Origin of the sequence: Mycobacterium sp. TY815 (genome assembly GCF_030755135.1) — a bacterium.
Taxonomy (GTDB): domain Bacteria; phylum Actinomycetota; class Actinomycetes; order Mycobacteriales; family Mycobacteriaceae; genus Mycobacterium.
This window is the reverse complement of record NZ_JAUFRX010000002.1, coordinates 1-19,679: the sequence shown is the minus strand read 5'-3', so window position 1 is coordinate 19,679 and position 19,679 is coordinate 1. Positions and strand designations below refer to the sequence as shown.

The 19,679-nt window shown below is 69.0% G+C and carries 9 protein-coding genes, 1 tRNA gene and 1 pseudogene; 7 read left to right on the top strand and 4 right to left on the bottom strand.

Translation table 11 applies throughout. The annotated features are described in order from the left end of the window. The first annotated feature begins 160 nt into the window (after positions 1-160). Positions 161-11,209, top strand: coding sequence for an SDR family NAD(P)-dependent oxidoreductase (locus QXK92_RS19920; protein ID WP_306244565.1), 11,049 nt, complete (start codon positions 161-163; stop codon positions 11,207-11,209). Between the two features lie 130 nt (positions 11,210-11,339). Continuing rightward, a tRNA-Ala gene (locus tag QXK92_RS19915) sits at positions 11,340-11,410 on the top strand. Positions 11,411-11,438: 28 nt separating this feature from the next. Here the strand turns inward: QXK92_RS19915 and QXK92_RS19910 are convergent. After that, positions 11,439-12,053, bottom strand: coding sequence for an isoprenylcysteine carboxylmethyltransferase family protein (locus QXK92_RS19910; protein WP_016895219.1), 615 nt, complete (start codon positions 12,051-12,053; stop codon positions 11,439-11,441). 34 nt (positions 12,054-12,087) lie between these two features. Next, positions 12,088-12,684 (bottom strand): bifunctional 2-polyprenyl-6-hydroxyphenol methylase/3-demethylubiquinol 3-O-methyltransferase UbiG, encoded by a 597-nt coding sequence (locus QXK92_RS19905; protein WP_016895220.1) that lies wholly within the window; start codon positions 12,682-12,684, stop codon positions 12,088-12,090. Positions 12,685-12,766: 82 nt separating this feature from the next. On the opposite strand from QXK92_RS19905, the gene QXK92_RS19900 reads away from it, so the two are divergent. Both QXK92_RS19900 and QXK92_RS19895 read left to right on the top strand, forming a co-directional pair. Continuing rightward, complete coding sequence (locus QXK92_RS19900) at positions 12,767-13,147, top strand: metalloregulator ArsR/SmtB family transcription factor (RefSeq protein WP_082658790.1); 381 nt, start codon at positions 12,767-12,769, stop codon at positions 13,145-13,147. Next, the gene (locus tag QXK92_RS19895; protein WP_016895223.1) at positions 13,144-15,102 is read left to right on the top strand and encodes a cation-translocating P-type ATPase; all 1,959 of its coding nucleotides are present in this window, start codon (positions 13,144-13,146) and stop codon (positions 15,100-15,102) included. Before QXK92_RS19900 ends, QXK92_RS19895 begins: the two co-directional genes overlap by 4 nt. A gap of 72 nt (positions 15,103-15,174) precedes the next feature. Here the strand turns inward: QXK92_RS19895 and QXK92_RS19890 are convergent, their stop codons facing one another. Both QXK92_RS19890 and QXK92_RS19885 read right to left on the bottom strand, forming a co-directional pair. Then, complete coding sequence (locus QXK92_RS19890) at positions 15,175-15,504, bottom strand: hypothetical protein (RefSeq protein WP_016895224.1); 330 nt, start codon at positions 15,502-15,504, stop codon at positions 15,175-15,177. A gap of 15 nt (positions 15,505-15,519) precedes the next feature. Then, positions 15,520-16,617 (bottom strand): XRE family transcriptional regulator, encoded by a 1,098-nt coding sequence (locus QXK92_RS19885; protein ID WP_016895225.1) that lies wholly within the window; start codon positions 16,615-16,617, stop codon positions 15,520-15,522. A 270-nt stretch (positions 16,618-16,887) separates the two neighbouring features. Between QXK92_RS19885 and QXK92_RS19880 the strand changes: the two genes are divergently transcribed. The 3 genes and pseudogenes from QXK92_RS19880 to QXK92_RS19870 form a co-directional block, all read left to right on the top strand. Next, positions 16,888-17,589, top strand: a complete 702-nt coding sequence (locus tag QXK92_RS19880; RefSeq protein WP_231752585.1) for a hypothetical protein — start codon at positions 16,888-16,890, stop codon at positions 17,587-17,589. A gap of 11 nt (positions 17,590-17,600) precedes the next feature. Next, a complete protein-coding gene (locus QXK92_RS19875; RefSeq protein WP_231752584.1) occupies positions 17,601-18,698 on the top strand; it encodes a tyrosine-type recombinase/integrase in 1,098 nt (365 codons plus the stop codon). Between the two features lie 82 nt (positions 18,699-18,780). Continuing rightward, positions 18,781-19,679, top strand: a pseudogene (locus QXK92_RS19870) (site-specific integrase); the annotation flags it as partial.

Below are 19,679 nucleotides of genomic sequence, written 5' to 3'. Positions count from 1 at the left end.
CGAGCGCACGACGGCCGCGCCACCTGGTAATTTCCCGATGTCGGCGCGAGGCGCATTCCTGCTTGTAATAATCGCGGTGGGGGAGATCCGTCTGCTGCTCGACCGGGCCGTGGCACAGAGGGAAACCAGTCTCCACCGGCCAAGCTAGAGAGGACAGTGCATGGCAACCGCCGATGCAGAGGTGACGGCGCCGCCAGCCGGGTTTGCGATAGTCGGCTACGCGGCCCGCTTCCCGGGCGCCGGCGATGCAGCCGAGTTCTGGGACCTGTTGCGCGAGGGGCGTGACGCCGTCTCGGAGGTGCCACCGGAGCGGTGGGACGCCGACGAGTTCTACGACCCGGACCCCGATGCGCCCGGGAAGGTGGTGACCCGGCGCGCGGGCTTCATCGACGATGTCACCGGCTTCGACGCTCCCTTCTTCGGGCTGTCGGCACGCGAGGTCAGATTGATGGACCCGCAGCACCGGCTGCTGCTGGAGACGGCGTGGCGTGCGGTGGAGCACTCGGGAACCGCGCCCACGGCCCTGGCGAATACCAACACCGGGGTCTTCATCGGTCTCTCCACCCACGATTACCTGGGCATGGCCTCCGACGAACTGGACTATCCCGAGATCGAGGCCTACATGGCGATCGGGACGGCGGCGGCCGCGGCGGCGGGCCGCATCAGTTACCGGCTGGGTTTGCAGGGACCGGCGGTCACGGTGGATACGGCGTGCAGCTCGTCGCTGGTGGCGATCCATCAGGCATGCCAGGCGCTGCGGCTGGGTGAGTGCGATCTCGCGCTGGCCGGTGGTGCCAACGTGCTGCTGAGCCCGGCGACCATGATCACCTTCTCGCATGCGCACATGCTGGCGCCGGACGGCCGGTGCAAGACCTTCGATGCCGCCGCGGACGGCTACGTGCGCGGTGAGGGATGCGGTGTCATCGTCGTCAAGCGGCTTGCCGACGCGATCCGCGACGGCGACCGGATCCGCGCCGTCATCCGCGGCAGCGCGGTCAACCAGGACGGTGCCTCCGGCGGTCTGACCGTGCCCAACGGTGTTGCGCAGCAACGGGTCATCGCTGAGGCGCTGCAGCGGGCCGGCGTCGCGCCGGCCGACGTCGGGTATCTGGAGGCGCACGGGACCGGGACGTCGCTGGGCGACCCGATCGAAGTCCAGGCCGCCGGGGCCGTGCTCGGGGCCGGACGCGAGGGCGCGGCACCCCTGCTGATCGGGTCGGCCAAGACCAATATCGGGCATCTGGAGGCCGCCGCCGGGATCGCCGGCATCATGAAGGTCGTCCTGTCGCTGGAACACGAGCTGTTGCCGCCCCACCTGAACTTCCGGGACCCGTCGCCCCACATTCCCTGGGACCGGCTGGCGGTGCGGGTCGTCAAGGAGGCCACCCCCTGGGAACGCAACGGCCGCCGGCGTCTGGCCGGTGTCAGTTCGTTCGGTTTCTCCGGCACCAACGCGCACGTCATCCTCGAGGAAGCACCCGCGGGCCCGGTTCAGGCCGAGGCCGCACCCGATTCGGCGCCGCAAGGGTTCAGCGTGCTGCCGCTGTCGGCGCGAACCCCCACAGCGTTGATCCAGCTCGCCGAGCAGTATCGCGGCTGGCTGAGCGAGCACCCCGAGGCCGCACTGGCCGACGTGAGCTTCTCGGCCGGCGTGCAGCGAGCCCATTTCGAGTACCGCGCCGCGCTGGTGGCCAATTCGACGGAATCGGCCCGGGAGTTGCTCGCTGCGCTTGCCGACGACCGCCCGGCGCCGGGACTGGTGCGCGGTGAGTGCGCCGACCCGCCGAAGACCGCGTGGCTGTTCCCCGGGCAGGGCAGCCAGTTCCCCGGCATGGCCCGCGAATTGTTCGACAGCGAGCCGATTTTCGCCGACACGCTGACGCGGTGCGCGACCGTGGTGGCCGATGTGCTCGAAAGGCCGCTGCTGGACGTCATTTTCGAGACGGACAGCCCGGACGGCCAGGACATGTTGCGCCAGACCGCATACGCCCAGCCTGCGTTGTTCGCCGTGGAGATGGGCCTGGCCAGGCTCTGGCAGTCCTGGGGTTTTGAACCCGACGTAGTGCTGGGGCACAGCGTCGGTCAGTACTCGGCGGCCTGCGTGGCCGGCATGGTCAGCCTCGAGGACGGGGCGTTGTTGCTGGCCGAGCGGGGCCGCTTGTTCGGAGCGCTGCCGTCCGGCGGGCGGATGGCGGCGGTGTTCGCCGACAGCGAGCGGGTGGAAAGCCTCACCGAAGAGTTCCCACGTCTGTCGGTGGCCGCCTACAACGGCGCCAACACCGTGCTGTCCGGGCCGGGTGAGGAGCTGGGCCGGGCGGTGGCCCGGCTGCAGGCCGACGGCGTGCGCTGCGAATGGCTGGACACCAGCCACGCGTTCCACTCGGCACTGTTGGACCCGGCCCTCGACGAATTCGAGGCTTATGCCAACCGGTTCGAATTCCGTTCGCCGCAACGGATTCTGGTCTGCAACCGGACGGGGGCGGCGCTGGGCCGGCAGGTGAAACTGGACGGCCTGTACTGGCGCCGGCATGCCCGCCAGCCGGTGGAGTTCGCCAAGAGTGTCGCCACCCTGGCCGACCTCGGCTGCAAGCTGCTGCTGGAAGTCGGTCCGCAACCGGTGTTGACCGCGGCAGCGTTGCGGGCGTGGCCGGACCCGTCGACCGCGCCGCGCGCGATCGCGTCGATGCGCCGCAACGGCGACGAGCGCCGTCAGCTCACCGAAGCCGTCGCCGACGCTTACGTCGCCGGACACCTGCCCCGATTCGGCGCGCTGCAGCAGGGACCGCGGCGCAAGCTGGATTTGCCCACGTACCCGTTCCAGCACCGCCAGTACTGGTTCCGGGACAACCGAGCTCAGCCGACCGTCAAGACCGACCGGTCGGCGGGCCTGCGCACCGAAGCCGTCCGGCTTCTCGAGGACGGCCGGATCGACGAACTCGCCGCGTTACTGGACGGGGCGGGTGGCAACCAGCAGACCGTGGATGTGCTGACAAGGCTTGCGGCGCAACACAATCAGCAGCGTGAGACTCAGTCCATCGCCGGGGACCGGTACGAGATCCGTTGGGAGAAGCGGGTTGTGCCGGCGGCCGGCGCGGATGCGTCCTGGCTGCTCATCGCCGACGATGCGGAGGCGGTGCGGCCGCTGGTGGACGTGCTGGCCGCGCGCGGGCATCAGCACCGCGTTCTCGGGTTACCGGGGTCCGACGCCGACGAACAACGACTGGAAGAGCTGCTGCGCGAGGCGGCCGCCGACGGGGCTGCGCTGCGCATCCTGGTGCTCTCGGCCATCGAAACGGACACCGCGCCTTCGATGCGGTCGTTGCTGCGGATGCAGCACCGGGTACTGGGCGGAGCGCGGCGTCTCTTCCGCACCGCGGCGGCCGCCGAAGTCCGCCACCCGATCTGGCTGGTGACCTCCGGCGCGCAACGGGTTACCGATACCGACGCGGTGTCGCCGGTGCAGACCAGCCTGTGGGGTTTCGGCCGGGCCGCATCGCTGGAACACCCGCAGGTGTGGGGCGGGCTGGCGGATCTGTCTTCGGGCAGCGCCGACGAATGGTCGCGGCTGGTCGACGCCGCCGCGGGCGGGACCGAAGACCAGGTGGCGCTGCGCGATCAAGCGGTGTACGTCCCGCGCCTGGCGCGGCGTGCCGGCGCACCGCCCGCAACACCGCTGGCGCTTCGCGCCGATGCGACCTACGTGGTGACGGGTGGGCTGGGCGCAGTCGGCCTGGAAATCGCCGGCTATCTGGCCGCACACGGCGCCCGGCACCTGGTCCTGACCGGCCGGCGGGCGCCGAAGGACGACACCCGGCAGCGCATCGACGCGCTGCAACAGCAGACCGGTTGCGAATTCCGGATCGTGGCGGCCGACGTCGCCAACCCGCACGACGTCGATCGTCTGATCGCCATGGTGTGCGCCGAGATGCCGCCGCTGGCCGGTATCGTGCACGCCGCGGGCGAGATCGGGACCACCCCGCTGCGTAGCCTGGACGACGCCGAGGTTGATCGTGTGTTCGCCGGAAAAGTCTGGGGCGCATGGAATTTAAGTGAAGCTACCGCGGACATGCGGCTGGACTTCTTCCTCAGCACCTCCTCGATCGCCTCGGTGTGGGGCAGCTTCGGCCAGACGGCCTACAGTGCGGCCAACGCGTTCCTCGACGGCTTGGCCTGGCGGAACCACGCGCAGAACTATCTCAGCGCCAACTTCGGTCCCTGGTCGGCAGGCATGGCCGACGAGGAGGCCCGCGCCCAGCTGAAGAAGCGCGGCGTGGTCACCCTGGCGCCGGGCGACGCACTGGCCGGCATGGCCGAGCTCATCGTCACGCACTCGGCCCAGGGAGTGGTCGCCCGTATCGACTGGGCGCGCTTCCTGCCGATCTACCAGCAGACCGGCAAGCGGCCATTCCTGGCCGAGCTCGCGCGGGAGTTGCCCGAGACCGAGCCGGAGGTGACGGCCTCCGGGACCACGCGGCTGGTCGAGCAGCTCACGGTGGCCCCGGTGCAACAGCGCAAGAAGCTGGTCGTGGACTACCTGCGCGACGTCGTCGCGGAGGTCACGCGGGTCGATGCCGCGGAGATTCGGGACGAGGCCGGGTTCTTCGACCTCGGCATGGATTCCCTGATGGCCGTCGAATTGCGGCGCCGGGTCGAGCACGGCGTGGGCAAATCGCTGCCGGCGACGCTGGCGATGGACTACCCACGTCTGGTCGACGTGGCGGATTATCTGCTTACCGACGTGCTGCGGCTGAATGCTCCGGCGACGGCGAAAACCGTTACACCCGTGGCGACTTCGGCGACCGCCAGCGCCGTGGACGAGCCGATCGCGATCGTCGCGGTGGCCTGCCGCTTCCCGGGCGCCAACGATCCGGAGGCGTACTGGGAGCTGCTGGCCAACGGGGTCGATGCGATCCGCGAGATTCCGGATGACCGCTTCGACGTCGACGAGTACTACGACCCGGATCCAGAGACGCCGGGCAAGATCTACAGCCGCTGCGGGGGCTACCTCGAGGGGATCGACGGATTCGATCCCGAATTCTTCGGCATCTCGCCGCGCGAAGCCGTGTGGATGGACCCGCAGCAGCGGTTGATGCTCGAAATCGCCTGGGAGGGCCTGGAACGTGCCGGCTATTCGCCGGCGTCGTTGCGCGGCAGCCGAAGCGGCATCTTCGTCGGGGTGGCGGCCAACGAGTATTCACACCTGTTGACGGCCGAGTCCGTCGACAGCATCGAAGCCCACTTCATCACCGGCAACGCGCTCAACGCCATCGCCGGCCGGGTTGCCTTCGCGCTCGGGCTGGAGGGGCCGGCCGTGGCGGTGGATACCGCCTGCAGCTCGTCGCTGGTGGCTGTGCACGAGGCCTGCGGGGCGCTGCGCTCCGGGGACTGCGATCTGGTGCTGGCCGGCGGGGTCAACGTGTTGCTGAGCCCGGCGTCCCTCATCGCGGCCTCCCGCGCCCGGATGCTGTCCCCGGACGGCCGGTGCAAGACGTTCGACGCCGCCGCCGACGGCTACGTGCGCAGTGAAGGCTGCGGCATCCTGGTGCTCAAGCGGCTCAGCGACGCGGTGCGTGACGGCGATCGGGTCCAGGCGGTGATCCGGGGCAGCGCGGTCAACCAGGACGGCGCGTCCAGTGGCCTGACGGTGCCCAACGGTGGTGCGCAGCAACGGCTTATCGCCGCGACTCTGGCGCGGGCCCAGGTGGCCGGCACCGACGTCGATTACCTCGAGGCGCACGGCACCGGCACGTCGCTCGGTGACCCGATCGAAGTGCAGGCCGCCGCGGCGGCCTACGGCGCGGGGCGCGACCCGAACCACCCGCTGCTGATGGGTTCGGTGAAAACCAACATCGGCCACCTGGAGTCGGCCGCCGGGGTCGCGGGTCTGATCAAGATCGTGCTGTCCCTGCAGCACGAAGTGCTGCCTCGCAACCTGCATTTCGAGAACCCCTCGCCGCATATCCCGTGGAGTTCGCTCCCGGTCCGCGTCGTCGATCAGCCGACCCCGTGGCACGGCAACGGCCGGCCGCGCCGCGCCGGTGTCAGCTCCTTCGGGTTCACGGGCACCAACGCGCACGTCCTCATCGAGGAGGCCCCGCCGGCGCCGGCGGACGCGTCCGCCGAGGTCGCGGACGGCCCGGTGCATGTGCTGCCGTTGTCCGCGCGCTCCGAGCAGGCTCTGGTCTCAATGGCGCAGCGATACGCCTCCTGGCTGGACGCTCACCCGGACGTCGACATCAGCGACGTCTGCTACACCGCCGGTGTCGGCCGTTCGCATTTCGAACACCGGGGTGCGCTGGTGCTGGATTCCGGTACAGCGCCGGTACCGGGGACGCGCGACCTGTTGGAAGACCTTGCCGCAAATAGGCTGCGCCCCGGCGTATTGCGTGGCGTGTGCGGCGACCCGCCGACCACCGCGTGGTTGTTCACCGGCCAGGGCAGCCAGTACCCGGGCATGGCCCGCGAGCTTTTCGACACCGAGCCGTTGTTCGCCGAAACTGTGCAACGCTGCGCGGACGCGATCGACGGCATGCTGCCGCGCCCCTTGCTGGAGGTGTTGTTCGCCAGCGATCGCCAAATTGCGGAAACGTTGCGGCACACCTCCTTTGCCCAGCCGGCCCTGTTCGCGATCGAGATGGGCCTGGCTCGGCTGTGGCAGTCCTGGGGCATCGAGCCCGACGTGGTCCTCGGGCACAGCGTGGGCCAGTATGCGGCGGCGTGTGTGGCCGGAGTGTTCAGCCTCGAGGACGGGGCGCGGCTGATGGCCGAACGGGGCCGGCTGTTCGGCAGCCTGCCCGAGGGCGGGCGGATGGTGGCGATCTTCGCCGACGCGCGCCACGTGGAGGAGGTCGCCAGCGGGTCCGCGCAGGTGTCGGTCGCCGCGTACAACGGCCCCAACACCGTGTTGTCAGGTCCCGGTGCGGATCTCGAACAGCTCGTCGCCACGTTCAACGAAGAAGGCATTCGGTGCACCTGGCTGGACACCAGCCACGCCTTCCATTCGGCGTTGCTGGACCCGGTGCTCGACGAGTTCGAGGCGTACGCGGCGGGGCTGGAGTTCACTGTGCCGACGCTGCCGCTGGTCTGCAACCGCACCGGCACGGTCCTCACCGCGGAAACCCCGCTCAACGGCCAGTATTGGCGCCGCCACTCGCGTCAGCCCGTACAGTTCGCCGACAGCGTGCGCACGGTGGCGGCACTGGGATGCACGGTGCTGATGGAGATCGGCCCGCAACCGGTTCTCACCGCGGCCGCGGTGCAGGTCTGGCCGGAACATGCGGCGCCGCCGCGCGCCATCGTCTCGCTGCGCAAGGGCGCCGATGCCCGCCGGCAGATCTCCGAAGCCCTGGCGTCTGCGTACGTCGCCGGGCATCGGCCGGACTTCGCCGCCCGTTACCGGCGGCCGGGGCACCGGCTCGAGTTGCCCACCTATCCCTTCCAGCGCCGCCACTTCTGGCCCAAGAGTTCCGGCGTCACCCCTGGCGACGGCGCGGTGGTGTCGGGAATTCTGGGCAGTGCAAAGGATCTCGCGTCCGGCGACGCCGTCTACACCAGTCGGCTCTCGGTCAAGACGCAACCCTGGCTGTCCGATCACGTCATCTACGGCACGGTGGTGGTGCCCGGCGCGACCTACGCGGCGATGGCCCTGGCCGCCGTCGGCACTCCGGCGCACGTGCGGGACGTCTTCTTCTATGAGCCGATCATCCTGCCCGACAAGAGCTCTCGTGAGGTTCAGCTGACCCTGCACCCGCTCGAGGACGGCGGCGGCTGGACGTTCCGGGTACACAGTCGCCCCTATGGCGTCCGCGAGTCGGAGTGGGCGCTGAACGCCGACGGCACCGTCCTGAGCGGTGTCGAGGACGAGCCGGCAACCGAGGCGGCGGATTCCATCGAGGCGGCGACCGAGCGGTTGAGCCGCACCCAGACCCAGCAATTGTTCGACACCTTCGCCGACATGGAGTTGGCTTGGGGCCCAACGTGGTCCACATCTCTCAAGGCGCTGTGGGTCGGCGACGGCGAGGCCATCGGCGATGTCGCCATCGGCGAGGAACTGGCCGAGCAACTCGGCAGCGAGCCGATTCACCCGGTGCTGCTGGACCTGTGCACCGGGGTCGCCTTCCCCGCGTTCCCGGCGCTGCTGGCCGCCGAGCACGGCGTCGCGGACCTGTTCCTGCCGCTGCGGTACGGCCGGGTGATGCTGAGCGAGCGGATGCCACGGCGGTTCTACTGCCGCGCACGCTGGCAGGCAGGCGGTCTGGACAGCGAGACGCAGGTCTTCGACCTCGATTTCGTGGACCGGGATGGGCGCCTGCTGGGCGGCATTCGCGAATTCACCGTGAAGCGTGCACCGCGCGAGGCGTTGCTGCGCGGGCTCGGCGGCGACGCCACCCGTCTGCTCTACACCCTCGGCTGGAACGAGGTGCCGCCGCCGGCGTCGGATGCCGAGGGCGGAGCGGCCGAGAATGCCGACACCTGGTTGATCGCCGGATTCGACGAGCTTGCGGCCGTCATACCGGACAGCGTGCGCGCCGACGGCACTGTCGACGCGGAGCACTGGCTGCAGCTGTTCGCGCAGGCCCAGGAGCGTGGTGCGCCGGTCTCCGGCATCGTCTGGCGCAGTGGCCGGCGACCGCGTGCCGAGGAGTCCAGTGCGGAGTTCGCCGGACGGCTGGAAGGTGAACTCGACCGGCTGCTGACTCTGGTGCGCACGGCGCTGGGCCAGCAGGACCTGAAACTGCCTGGCGGACTGTGGGTCGTCACCGAGCGGGCGGTGGCAACCGAACCCGGCGAGCCGGTCGACCCGGTGCAGGCGGCGTTGTGGGGGCTGGGGCGCACCGTCATCGCCGAGCAGCCGCAGTTGCGCTGCCGGCTGGTTGACCACGACGGGTCCGAGGACGCCGTACGGTGGCTCGCCAGACTGCTGGCCGCACCCGCCAGCGAACCCGAACTCGCTCTGCGGCAAGGGAAATTCCTGGTATCGCGGTTGCTGCCGTGGGCGCGCGGCGGGCATCTCTCGGTGCCACGCGGGACCGACTACGTCCTGGCGCCGACCGAACGCGGTGCCATCGACAACCTCCGCCTGGCCGAGGTGGAGGTCACCACTCCGGCTGCCGGCCAGGTGCAGGTCCGGGTGGAGGCGGCCGGTCTGAACTTCCGGGACGTGCTCAACGTGCTGGGTCTCTATCCCGGCGATCCGGGGCCGATCGGCGGCGACTTCTCCGGCATCGTCACCGAATTGGGTGAGGGCGTCACCGGAGTCGAGGTCGGCCAGCGCGTCTTCGGCTTCATGCAGGGCGCGTTCGCCAGCCGGGTCAACGTGCCGGCGCAGCTGGTGGCCCCGGTGCCCAAGGGCCTGGGTGCGATCGCCGCGGCGAGCATACCGGCGGCGGCGCTGACAGCCCGCCTGGCCTTCGACTGGGCCAAGCTGCGCCCCGGGGACCGGGTGCTGGTGCACGCCGCCAGCGGCGGCGTCGGCCTGGCCGCGGTGCAGATGGCGCGCCAGTGCGGTGCGACGGTGTTCGCCACCGCCAGCACCTATAAGCGCGCGATGCTGCGCGAGCTTGGTGTCGAGCACGTGTACGACTCGCGGACAACGGAATTCGCGGACCAGATTCTGGCCGACACGGACGGCGCCGGCGTTGACGTCGTGCTCAACAGCCTGACCAATGAGGGGTTCCTCGAGGCGACCGTGCGGGCAACGGCCCAGAACGGCCGGTTCGCCGAGATCGCCAAGCGCGACATCTGGACACCCGAGCAGATGGCGGCGGTGCGACCTGACATCGACTACGAGATCGTGGCGCTGGACGGGACCATCATGGCGGACCCGGAGCACATCCACCGGCTGCTGTGCGAGGTGTCCGACGGGCTGGGCAGCGGGGAGTGGGAACCGCTGCACGCCGAGATCTATCCGCTGACCGAAGCCAAGACGGCGTTCCGTCGCATGCAGCAGGCGCGGCACATCGGCAAGATCGTGCTGCAGATGCCCAGTCCGCTTGCCCCACGCGGTGATCGGACCTACCTGGTCACCGGCGGTCTGGGTGCGCTGGGTCTGCACACCGCCTCCTATCTCGCTCAGCTGGGAGCCGGCGACATCGTGCTGACCAGCCGGCATCTGCCCGACACGGAGGCGCAGCAGGCGATCGACGCCATCACCGAGCGCTACCGGTGCCGGATCCACATCTTCGGTGCCGACGTCGGTGACGAGTCACAGGTCGCGGAACTGCTGGAGCGGATCCGCGCCGAATTGCCGCCGCTGGCCGGCGTGGCACATCTGGCGGGTCTGCTCGATGACGCCCTGCTGCCTCAGCAGAGTCATGAGCGAATCCGGACTACGTTGGCGCCCAAGGCTTTTGCCGCGTGGCACCTGCACCGGTTGACCATGAACGACGACCTGGACTTCTTCATCATGTACTCGTCGATCTCCAGCGTTCTCGGTTCTCCGGGGCAGGCCAACTATGCGGCGTCCAACGCGCTGCTGGACGGCCTTGCCGCCGACCGCAATGCGCAGGGCCTGACCGCGACCAGCGTCAACTGGGGGCCGTGGGCGAAGGGCGGCATGGCCGCATCGCACGCCGCGCGCGTCAATCTCGGCGCGCAGGGCCTGATTCCGCTGGACCCCACGGCCGCGCTGAGTGCCCTCGGCGAGCTCTTCGCCGAGGGGACCGGGCAGGCGACCGTGATCAAGGCCAACTGGCAGCGCACGGCAAAGGTGCTCGGCGGGTCCCGTCCGCCGATACTCGACTACGTGCTGCCCAGTGCAGTCGCGGCCACCCAGGGCGACAGCGAGCTGCTGCGCCAGTTGCAGGAGATACCGGAATCGCAGCGGGCCGACTTCCTGACCGAGTACCTGCAGCAGGAGGTGCAGAGCTTCCTTCGGCTGGCCCAGCCACCCGCGGCCACCAGCCTGTTCCTGGACCTGGGCACCGACTCGCTGATGGCGGTCGAGCTCCGCAACCGGTTGCTCGGGCAGTTCGGAGGCAAGCTGACGATCAGCGCTACCGCGGTCTTCGACTACCCGACGATCAGGTCGCTCGCCGAGTACCTGGCCGAGCAGCTACCGGAGATCATGGCCGGGTCAGACCCGGCGCCGGCCCCCGCACAGGTGGAAGCCGCCGATGCCCCGGAGCCGGCCTCCGAGCAGGCGGAAGCCGCCGATGCCCCGGAGCCGGCCTCCGAGCAGGCGGAGGCTGCCGAGCCCGCCGACGGTTAGTTGCTGATGTCGAAACCCGCCACGACCTTGGTGGGACGCACCCGCACCACCAGTTCGATTCTTATCTCTAGGAGAGGTAGATGAAAGTGGGTGTGACCAGCGGTGATACCGCCACGGTCATATCCATGACGGGGCCATAGTTCAACGGTAGAACGGGGCCTTTGCAAGGCTCAAATCGGGGTTCGATTCCCCGTGGCTCCACCTTTGGTCGGTACGGCCGGCGGTGACACTACGCCCGTCTGATCCGCCCGATGCCGGGCAGGAACCGGTCGACAGCCTCACAGTAGTCGCGGTAGGCCTGGCCGTGGGTGGCGGTGAGGTAGGGCTCTTCGATCAGGCGGACCTGCAGTTGACTACCGATGATGATCATCACGACGCCGGCGAGTGCAATACCGTTGGGAACCGCAAAGGTTAGTCCGATAACCATGACGTTGATCGACGTGTAGATGGGGTTGCGCACGATCGCGAAAATGCCGGTGGTGACCAGTGGCGGGCGTTCGGTGGGGTCGACAGTGGTGCGCCACGAAGATCCCATTGCGCGTTGGGCGCCGAACGCGGCGAACACGCCCAGTGCGGCGAGCATGATGCCGGCGACGCGGCTGGGCCCGTGGTCCAACAGTGGCACTGGCTGCAGGCCCAGCAGTTCGGCGATGGGGGCGGCGATGCCGGGCAGCAGCATGCCGGAGGCCAGGGTTCCTCGGGCCCACCACTGTTTGGGTGTGCGAGGGATGCGGATGCCGCTGTCGCCGGTGCGATGGCGTTGAATACGGGCTCGCACGTAGCCGTCGAGCAGCCAGAAAGCCGCGACGAGGAGCAAGGCGATGATGGCGTACATCGCGGACATCGTGGTCGGCTTTCGTGGTCGCGGGGGTGGCAGGTCAGATCTTTCGGGCGGCCCCGATGAAGAGGAGCCCGCGAAGGTGGTGTTCGATGCGGGCGGTGCCGTGCAGGCCGTGGCGGGCCAGTTCAGCGGCGAATTCGTCTGACTCGAAGCGGTTTTCGCGTGGGTGCACGGTGAATGTGCGGAACGCCCAGGTGTCGAGCATGCGGCGTGGAACTTCCTCGAACAACAGCAGCCCACCGGGGCGCAACACTCGGGCGATCTCGGCGACGGCCAGCTGCCAGTGCGGGACGTGGTGGATGATGCCGAAGTCAACGACGGTGTCGTGGCTGGCGGTCGGCTGATGGATGTCGCAGACATCGCCGACTGACAGGGATACGGGCCTGTGATGGAGGCGTTTGCGGGCGAGCTCGACCATGGTGTCGTCGAGGTCGAATGCGGTGACGTGGCGGGCCTGGAGCCGGTCGAGGATGACTTCGGAGCCGACACCTCGTCCGCAGCCGGTCTCGAGTACGTCCTGGCCGGTGAGGTCGCCACCGGCGAGGCGGCGAAACCATGCGGCTTCCCGATGGTGTTGATGGGCAGCCCGAATCGGGTTGTTCATCGCTGCCCGTTCGATGGTGTTGAGCTTCACCGCGCCACCTCAGCCTTCATCAATCGCAAGCGCTGTCATCGACTAATTCCGATCAATCTATGTTGTAGGCTATCATCGCGATATGTCGATGAAAAGTATGGGTGCTGCGCCGCCGAGTGCATCGCGCGACGAGTTGGCGGGGGCGGTGGCGTTGTTTCACAGTCTGTCCGATCCCACCCGGTTGGCGATCGCCCGCCGCCTAGCTGGTGGTGAGGCTCGGGTGGTGGATCTGACCGGTGAGTTGGGATTGGCGCAATCGACGGTGTCGTCGCATCTGGCGTGCCTGCGCGACTGTGGGCTGGTGGATTTCCGGCCCCAGGGCCGCGCCTCGGTGTATCGGCTGGCCCGGCCGGAACTGCTGGACATGTTTCGCGAGGCCGAGGCGGTGTTGGAGGCGACCGGCAACGCCGTCGCCTTGTGCCCCAACTACGGCCACCCGACTGAACGGAAGGTAGCGCGATGAGCGAGGCGTGCGGCTGCGGCAGCGACGACCGCAACGAAGGCGAGCAGGAACCCGAACGGCTCTGGGAGATCACCGAACTACGCGCGGCCGCAGCCGCGGGGGTGGTGCTGCTGGCCGGCTATGCGGTCGGCTGGTCCGGCGGCCCCCATGTGGTCGAAATCGGCCTGTATGCGCTGGCGTTGGCGATCGGGGCCTACACGTTCGTACCCTCGACGCTGCGCCGGTTAGCGCAAGGCAAGATCGGGGTCGGCACGCTGATGACGATCGCTGCCATCGGCGCGGTGATCCTCGGCGAGGTCGGCGAAGCCGCCATGCTGGCGTTCCTGTTCTCCATCAGCGAGGGCCTCGAAGAATACTCACTGGCCCGGACCCGCCGGGGACTGCGCGCGTTGTTGGCGCTGGTGCCCGACGAGGCCACCGTCCTGCGCGACGGCGCCGAAATCACCATCCCGCCAGCGGAGTTGCGGGTCGGTGACCGGATGCTGGTCAAGCCCGGCGAACGGGTCGCGACCGACGGCACCATCACCTCGGGGCGCACCGCACTGGATGTCTCGGCCATCACCGGCGAATCCGTTCCGGTGGAGGCCGGACCCGGCAGTGATGTGTTCGCCGGATCGATCAACGGCACCGGGGTGCTCGAAGTCGAGGTCACCTCCAGCGCTGCTGATAACTCGTTGGCCCGCATCGTGGCGATCGTGGAGGCTGAGCAGTCCCGCAAGGGCGCCAGCCAGCGCCTGGCCGACCGCATCGCCAAACCGCTTGTTCCGGCGATCATGGTCGCGGCCGCGCTGATCGCCGCCATCGGTTCCGTGTTGGGTGATCCGCTGGTGTGGATTGAACGTGCCCTGGTCGTGCTGGTGGCCGCCTCCCCGTGCGCGCTGGCCATCTCGGTGCCGGTCACCGTCGTCGCCGCGATCGGCGCCGCCTCCAAGCTCGGCGTCCTCGTCAAAGGCGGCGCCGCGCTGGAAGCCCTCGGCGCGGTGCGCACCGTCGCGCTAGACAAGACCGGCACCCTGACCGCCAACCAGCCCACCGTCATCGACGTCGCCACCACCAACGGCAACAGCCGCGACCACGTGTTAGATGTGGCGGCGGCGTTGGAGGCCCGCAGCGAACACCCGCTGGCTGCAGCGATTCTCGCCGCCACCGAGGGGCCGGTCCAACCAGCTGAGGATGTGGAGGCGGTGACCGGGGCCGGACTGCTCGGCCACCGTGACGGCCACCGGCTACGGCTCGGGCGCCCCGGCTGGCTCGACCCCGGACCCTTGTCCGAACACGTCGCGGCCATGCAGGCCGCCGGCGCCACCGCCGTGCTGGTCGAAGACAACGGTCAGGTCATTGGGGCGGTCGCGGTGCGCGACGAACTGCGGCCCGAAGCCGCCCAGGTCGTCGAACACCTGCGCCGCGGCGGCTATCAGGTCGCCATGCTCACCGGCGACAACCAAGCGACCGCCCAAGCCCTGGCCCGCCAGGTGGGGATCGATACGGTGCATGCCGATCTGCGGCCCGAAGACAAGGCGGCGCTGATCGGTCAACTGCGCCAACGCTCCTCGACGGCCATGGTCGGTGATGGCGTCAATGACGCCCCCGCTCTGGCCACCGCCGATTTGGGGATCGCGATGGGTGCGATGGGCACCGACGTGGCCATCGAAACCGCCGACGTCGCCCTCATGGGTGAAGACCTGCGCCACCTCACCCAGGCCCTGGCCCACGCGCGGCGAGCCCGGCGCATCATGCTCCAAAACGTCGGCCTCTCACTGGGATTGATCGCAGTGCTCATCCCGCTCGCCCTCACCGGTGTGCTCGGCCTGGCCGCGGTCGTCGCGGTGCACGAACTCGCCGAAATCGTCGTCATCGCCAACGGTGTCCGGGCCGGGCGCACCAAACCACTGGCACAGCCAGGCCGGGACCATGATCCGGTGGCCGAAGTAGCCGCCTCCGCGATATCGCGTTGACCACCGGCATCATCCATCGCGTAACCAGCCAGGCGAGGAGGTCAGCAAGGTGTGGTGTTTGCCGATGACTTATCACGCCTTTGCGTCACGGCCGGCAGCGGTCAGGCCGAGACTGTGCGCTCGCCGCCAGGCGGCCGCCAGGTTTGCGCTTCGGCTCTTGCCTGATACCTGGCAGAGGTACGTGCTGCATTCTTTGTTGTTGGTCTGCCACCGCAGTTCGGCGTAGATACGCAGGTATCTGCGCCGCAGGACGACCCGTCCGAGCGCACCACCACTGTCGTTCACCACACGGCATCGGCGGCCGCCTGCGGCGTGGTCCTGCTCAAGGGCTTGCCCCTGCTTGGTCCAGTGGACCGGCGCTTTCCACTGCTCGTCGCGGACCGGGGTGCGATTCCAGCCCACGATCGCGCCCGGTGTTTAGACCATCGTGAGGTGCCGGGCGCCGGGCCTGTCGCTTACGCCGAAGAGCGCGCCGCGTTGCGCGCCGGTGAGCAGCGTAATGTCGTCGAGTTCACTGGCGGTGTAGCCGCCGGCCGCGAGTTGGCCGAGTACGTCGCCGACGAGACGGGGCATCTCCTCGGCCACGCCGGGGCGGGGGCCATACATGCGGCCGGTCTCGTTGAGCAGCCGGAACATCGAGCGGTACTGGTAGTCGGAGAGCACACCTCGCTCGCGGGCCCGCACGACCAGCGACGACGCGCTCACACCCCAGGTGAGGCGCAGCTCATCGAGTTCATGCACGGCCCGCACTGACACGCGGTCCAAGTCAAAGCCGATGTCGGCGATGGGGGCGAGGAACTCGGCGGCGAAACTGTTGGCCCGCCGCTCGGCCTCGGCGGGGCTGACCAGCGTCATCGCATCCATGACCAGGTGGCCGAGTTCGTGGGCCAGCGTCATCCGCATGCGGTCGGGCGGCCGGGCCGCGTTGACGTACACCAGGTGCGGGTGATACTCGCTTGCTCGCAGGGTCACCGCGTCGATCTCGTCGTCGAGGAAACCATCGACCACAACGAACACCCCTGCGGCTTCGAGCAATTCGGTCATCGAGCGGATCGGGCCGGCGACGCGCCACAGGCGGCGCAGAACCTGGGCGACGGTGATCTCTCCGAGCTCGGAGGCGTAGTCGGCCGGGTCGAGATCGGGAAGCGCAAGCTTGGGGTTGATGTCGGCGCGGGACACCAGGCGGCCGATCCGCATCGCGACAAGATTCGCGCGCGCCCACACGCGGTCACGCTTCCACTCGGCCGCACTCAGGTTGGCCCGGAAGTGGCTGCCCTGGGCCGGGGACCGGGTGAAGGGCACGCACAGCGCTTCCGGGCGGCATTCCATGGCCTGCGCGTAGTCGAGCAAGGCCTTCCCTGCCAGGGGCAGCAGCCCCGCCTCGACCCTGCTGACGTGCGAGGCCGACACCCCGGCCTCGTCGGCCAGGCGCTTTTTCGACCACCCACGCGACAACCGGGTCAACTGCACCATCACGCTGTTCGCCGCGTCGTCGTACGGGTCCGGTGCCGTCACAGATCGCCTCCCCAACCGTCTCGGTGCTGTCTTTCGACACTAGCCCGCCGCCGCCGCGAATTCGCGCAGAAACACCGTTTGATCTGCGTTTTCCCAGTTCACGCCCACTAACGGACGTGGGGCGTGTGTGGCTGGTGTGACGATAGCGCAACTCCAGCCCGTGACGCCTGCAGACCGGCTGCTCCGTATGCGATCGGCGTGTCTTCCGGCCTCAAACTTTACCCCGGTCCGCACGATTCTATGCAAGGTTTTCGGCTGAAAGGCGGGGTCGTGACAGCTCCGATGGATCAACCCAACACACCCGACCGTCCGGTCTCCCGCAAGGAGGCCCGACGGCTGCTCAACCAGGTGGCGGTCGGGGTGGGGGCGATGCTGCTGGCCGCCGTCGATGACTGGAACGCCTTGTCGGCCCGGCACTCCGCACATCTGCGAACCGTGATGCAAGGGCTCGGGCGCGGCACATATGTTGCGGCCGCCGTCGCGGCGGGCACCGATGTGTGGCTGAGCACCCGCGGCATGCATCCACCCGGACACACGGTCGTCAAGCCCTACCGCTGGCCCGAGATCAACAGCCGCGGCAAGACGCACATGATGATCCACCACAACGAGATGGAACCGACCACCCCGCGGCGGACCGCGTTCTTCACCCAGGATTCGGCGACCCTGGGCCTGATCGGCGATCCCACCCATTGCGAGCTGACCTGGGACTACGACATCGTCACCGACACCCATATCCGCCGGATCTGGGTCAGCGCGCCGGGCGTCGACTGGGACCGCTTCGAGGTTCCGATGGCCAAGGTGCAGGCCCAATACGCGACGTGGCGCAAGCGCGACATGAAGTGGCTGCCCGGGGCACTTCCTGCCGACACCGCCGCAGCCGCGCCGATGCCGGCCCGCCAACCGCAGGAAGACCTGCGGCCCGACATCCAGGTGCGGCCCCGGCGCCCCGAGGAAACCCGGGATGCCGAGTGAAGGCGGCACCGGTGACCATCCACGGACGGGCGTCGTGGACGGTCGTAGACGCTTCAGGCCTACCGGTCGGGGAGGTCGAGCAGTTCCTGCACTGGCTGCGTGCGATCGGCCGGTCGCAGAACACCGTCCGCTCGTATGCGCGCCACCTGAGCTTGTTCTACCGGTGGCTGGGCGCACGCGGAATCGACTGGGACGCCGTAGTATTCGACGCACTGTGTGATTTCGTGGGGGCGCTGTCGGCCGGTTTGCCCCCGCTGCCGACCCGGTCCGGTAGCCGGGCGCCGGGAACGGTCAAAGCGGTGAGCGCGGCCGTGCGCGAGTTCTACGAGTTCCACCGCGTCGAAGGCCGCGGACCGCAGGATCTGGTGTTGACCCGCAACCCGTCGCGGCTCCCGCGCCGGGCACACAGCTTCCTGGCCCACATCGAGCAACGCCACCCCAGCGCGGTCTCCCGGTTGACCCGGCCGGGCAAGCAGCCGGCAGAGACCGTGCAGCTGATCGACTTCGAGGCCGACTTCGCGACGTTGCTGGCGGCGGCGTCGACCCACCGCGACCGGCTGCTGCTCTCCGCGCTCTATGACCTGGGCCTGCGGGTCGGGCAGGCGTTAGGCCTACGGCACGCCGACCTGGACCCGATGCGCAAGCGAGTGCAGGTGTGCCGCCGGGAGGACAACGCCAACGGGGCGCTGTCAAAGCAGCGAGCGCAATTCGCGGTGGCCGCGCCCCGCCGGTTCTTCGACCTGTACGCCGCTTACCTCCTCAGTGAGATCTCCGACCTGGACAGCGATTACGTGTTCGTCAACCTGTCCCGGCCCCCGGTCGGCGGGCCGCTGTCGTACTCGAACGCCTACCAGATCATCGAGCACATCGGCTCCGTAGCGGGCCTTGACGGGCTGCACCCACACATGCTGCGCCATACCCACGCAACTGCGCTGGCCAAGGCCGGATGGACGTCGGCTGAGATCGCTGCCCGGCTTGGCCAGTCGCACGCCGCCAGCGCCGACGTCTACATCCACCTCGCCAGCGACGATCTGGCAGACCGATTGCGCCGCACCGAGCAGCTGGTGTGGGCGCCACCGCAGCGCGAGGCAGGCCATGAGAAACATTGATTCCCACCCTGACTCCACGCGCAGAGGCCGCCGTTCGCCGCTACGGGTACCCGACGGGCCGTGGTGTCAGCCGACGTGGCAGGTGGTCGAACCGGCCGGAGACCGCCGCCGCCAGGCGGCGGACCCCTGCGCCGTCGACGCATGCAACAGCGAGCGGTACTGGCTGGGCGGCCCCCACTCCGCAGGCGCCGAGCGGCGCGGATTGTGCTACGCGCACTACTTCCAATGGTTCCGCGCCGGCCAGCCCGCCGACTTCACCGCATGGGCAACCTTCGAAGCCCAACCCGTCGGCGCCCCGCGCGGCCACCTCTCGGCCCAGATCGTCGACTTCCGGCGGCTACCGCAGATCGCGGCCGATGAGATCCGGTTCGTCGTCGCCACCAAGGTGCGCCGCGGCGACTGGACCCCCAACACCAGCCTCCGCCGCTTCTTGATGGTGCTCATCGACACCGCCGACGGCCGGATCACCGACTCCCTCACCGAGCGACCCGCCGGCGAGTGGCTTCTGCTGTGCCGGCAGCATTGGCCGCACGCGAGCTCGTTCGACTCCCTGTGCGCACCCTACATTCGGCGCTTCTTCCGACTCCTCGACGGCGCCACCAACCCGGACCCGTGGGCCGACGACCACTGGCACTGGCGAGACGGATTCGAATTCGTTCTCGACGCCACCCAATCCGGATCGACACACACCGCCGTGGACTGGTCGACGGTGACCGTGCCGTGGCTGCGTGACGCGGTCAAAGAACTCGCACGCCGGCAGCTCACCACCGCCACCCTGGCCTGGGGCACGCTGACCCAGTGGGTGCGCGCCACCCGCCAGCTCGCCCGGTTCCTCACCCGCGACGACGAATCACCGGAACCGTCCGCGGTGACCAGGCCGGTCTTCCTTGACTACCTGGCGTGGACCCGGCGACCGGACACCCAAGCGGACGCGCGGTTGGCCAATACCGCCGCCTACCTGCTGGAGTCGCTGCACGACAC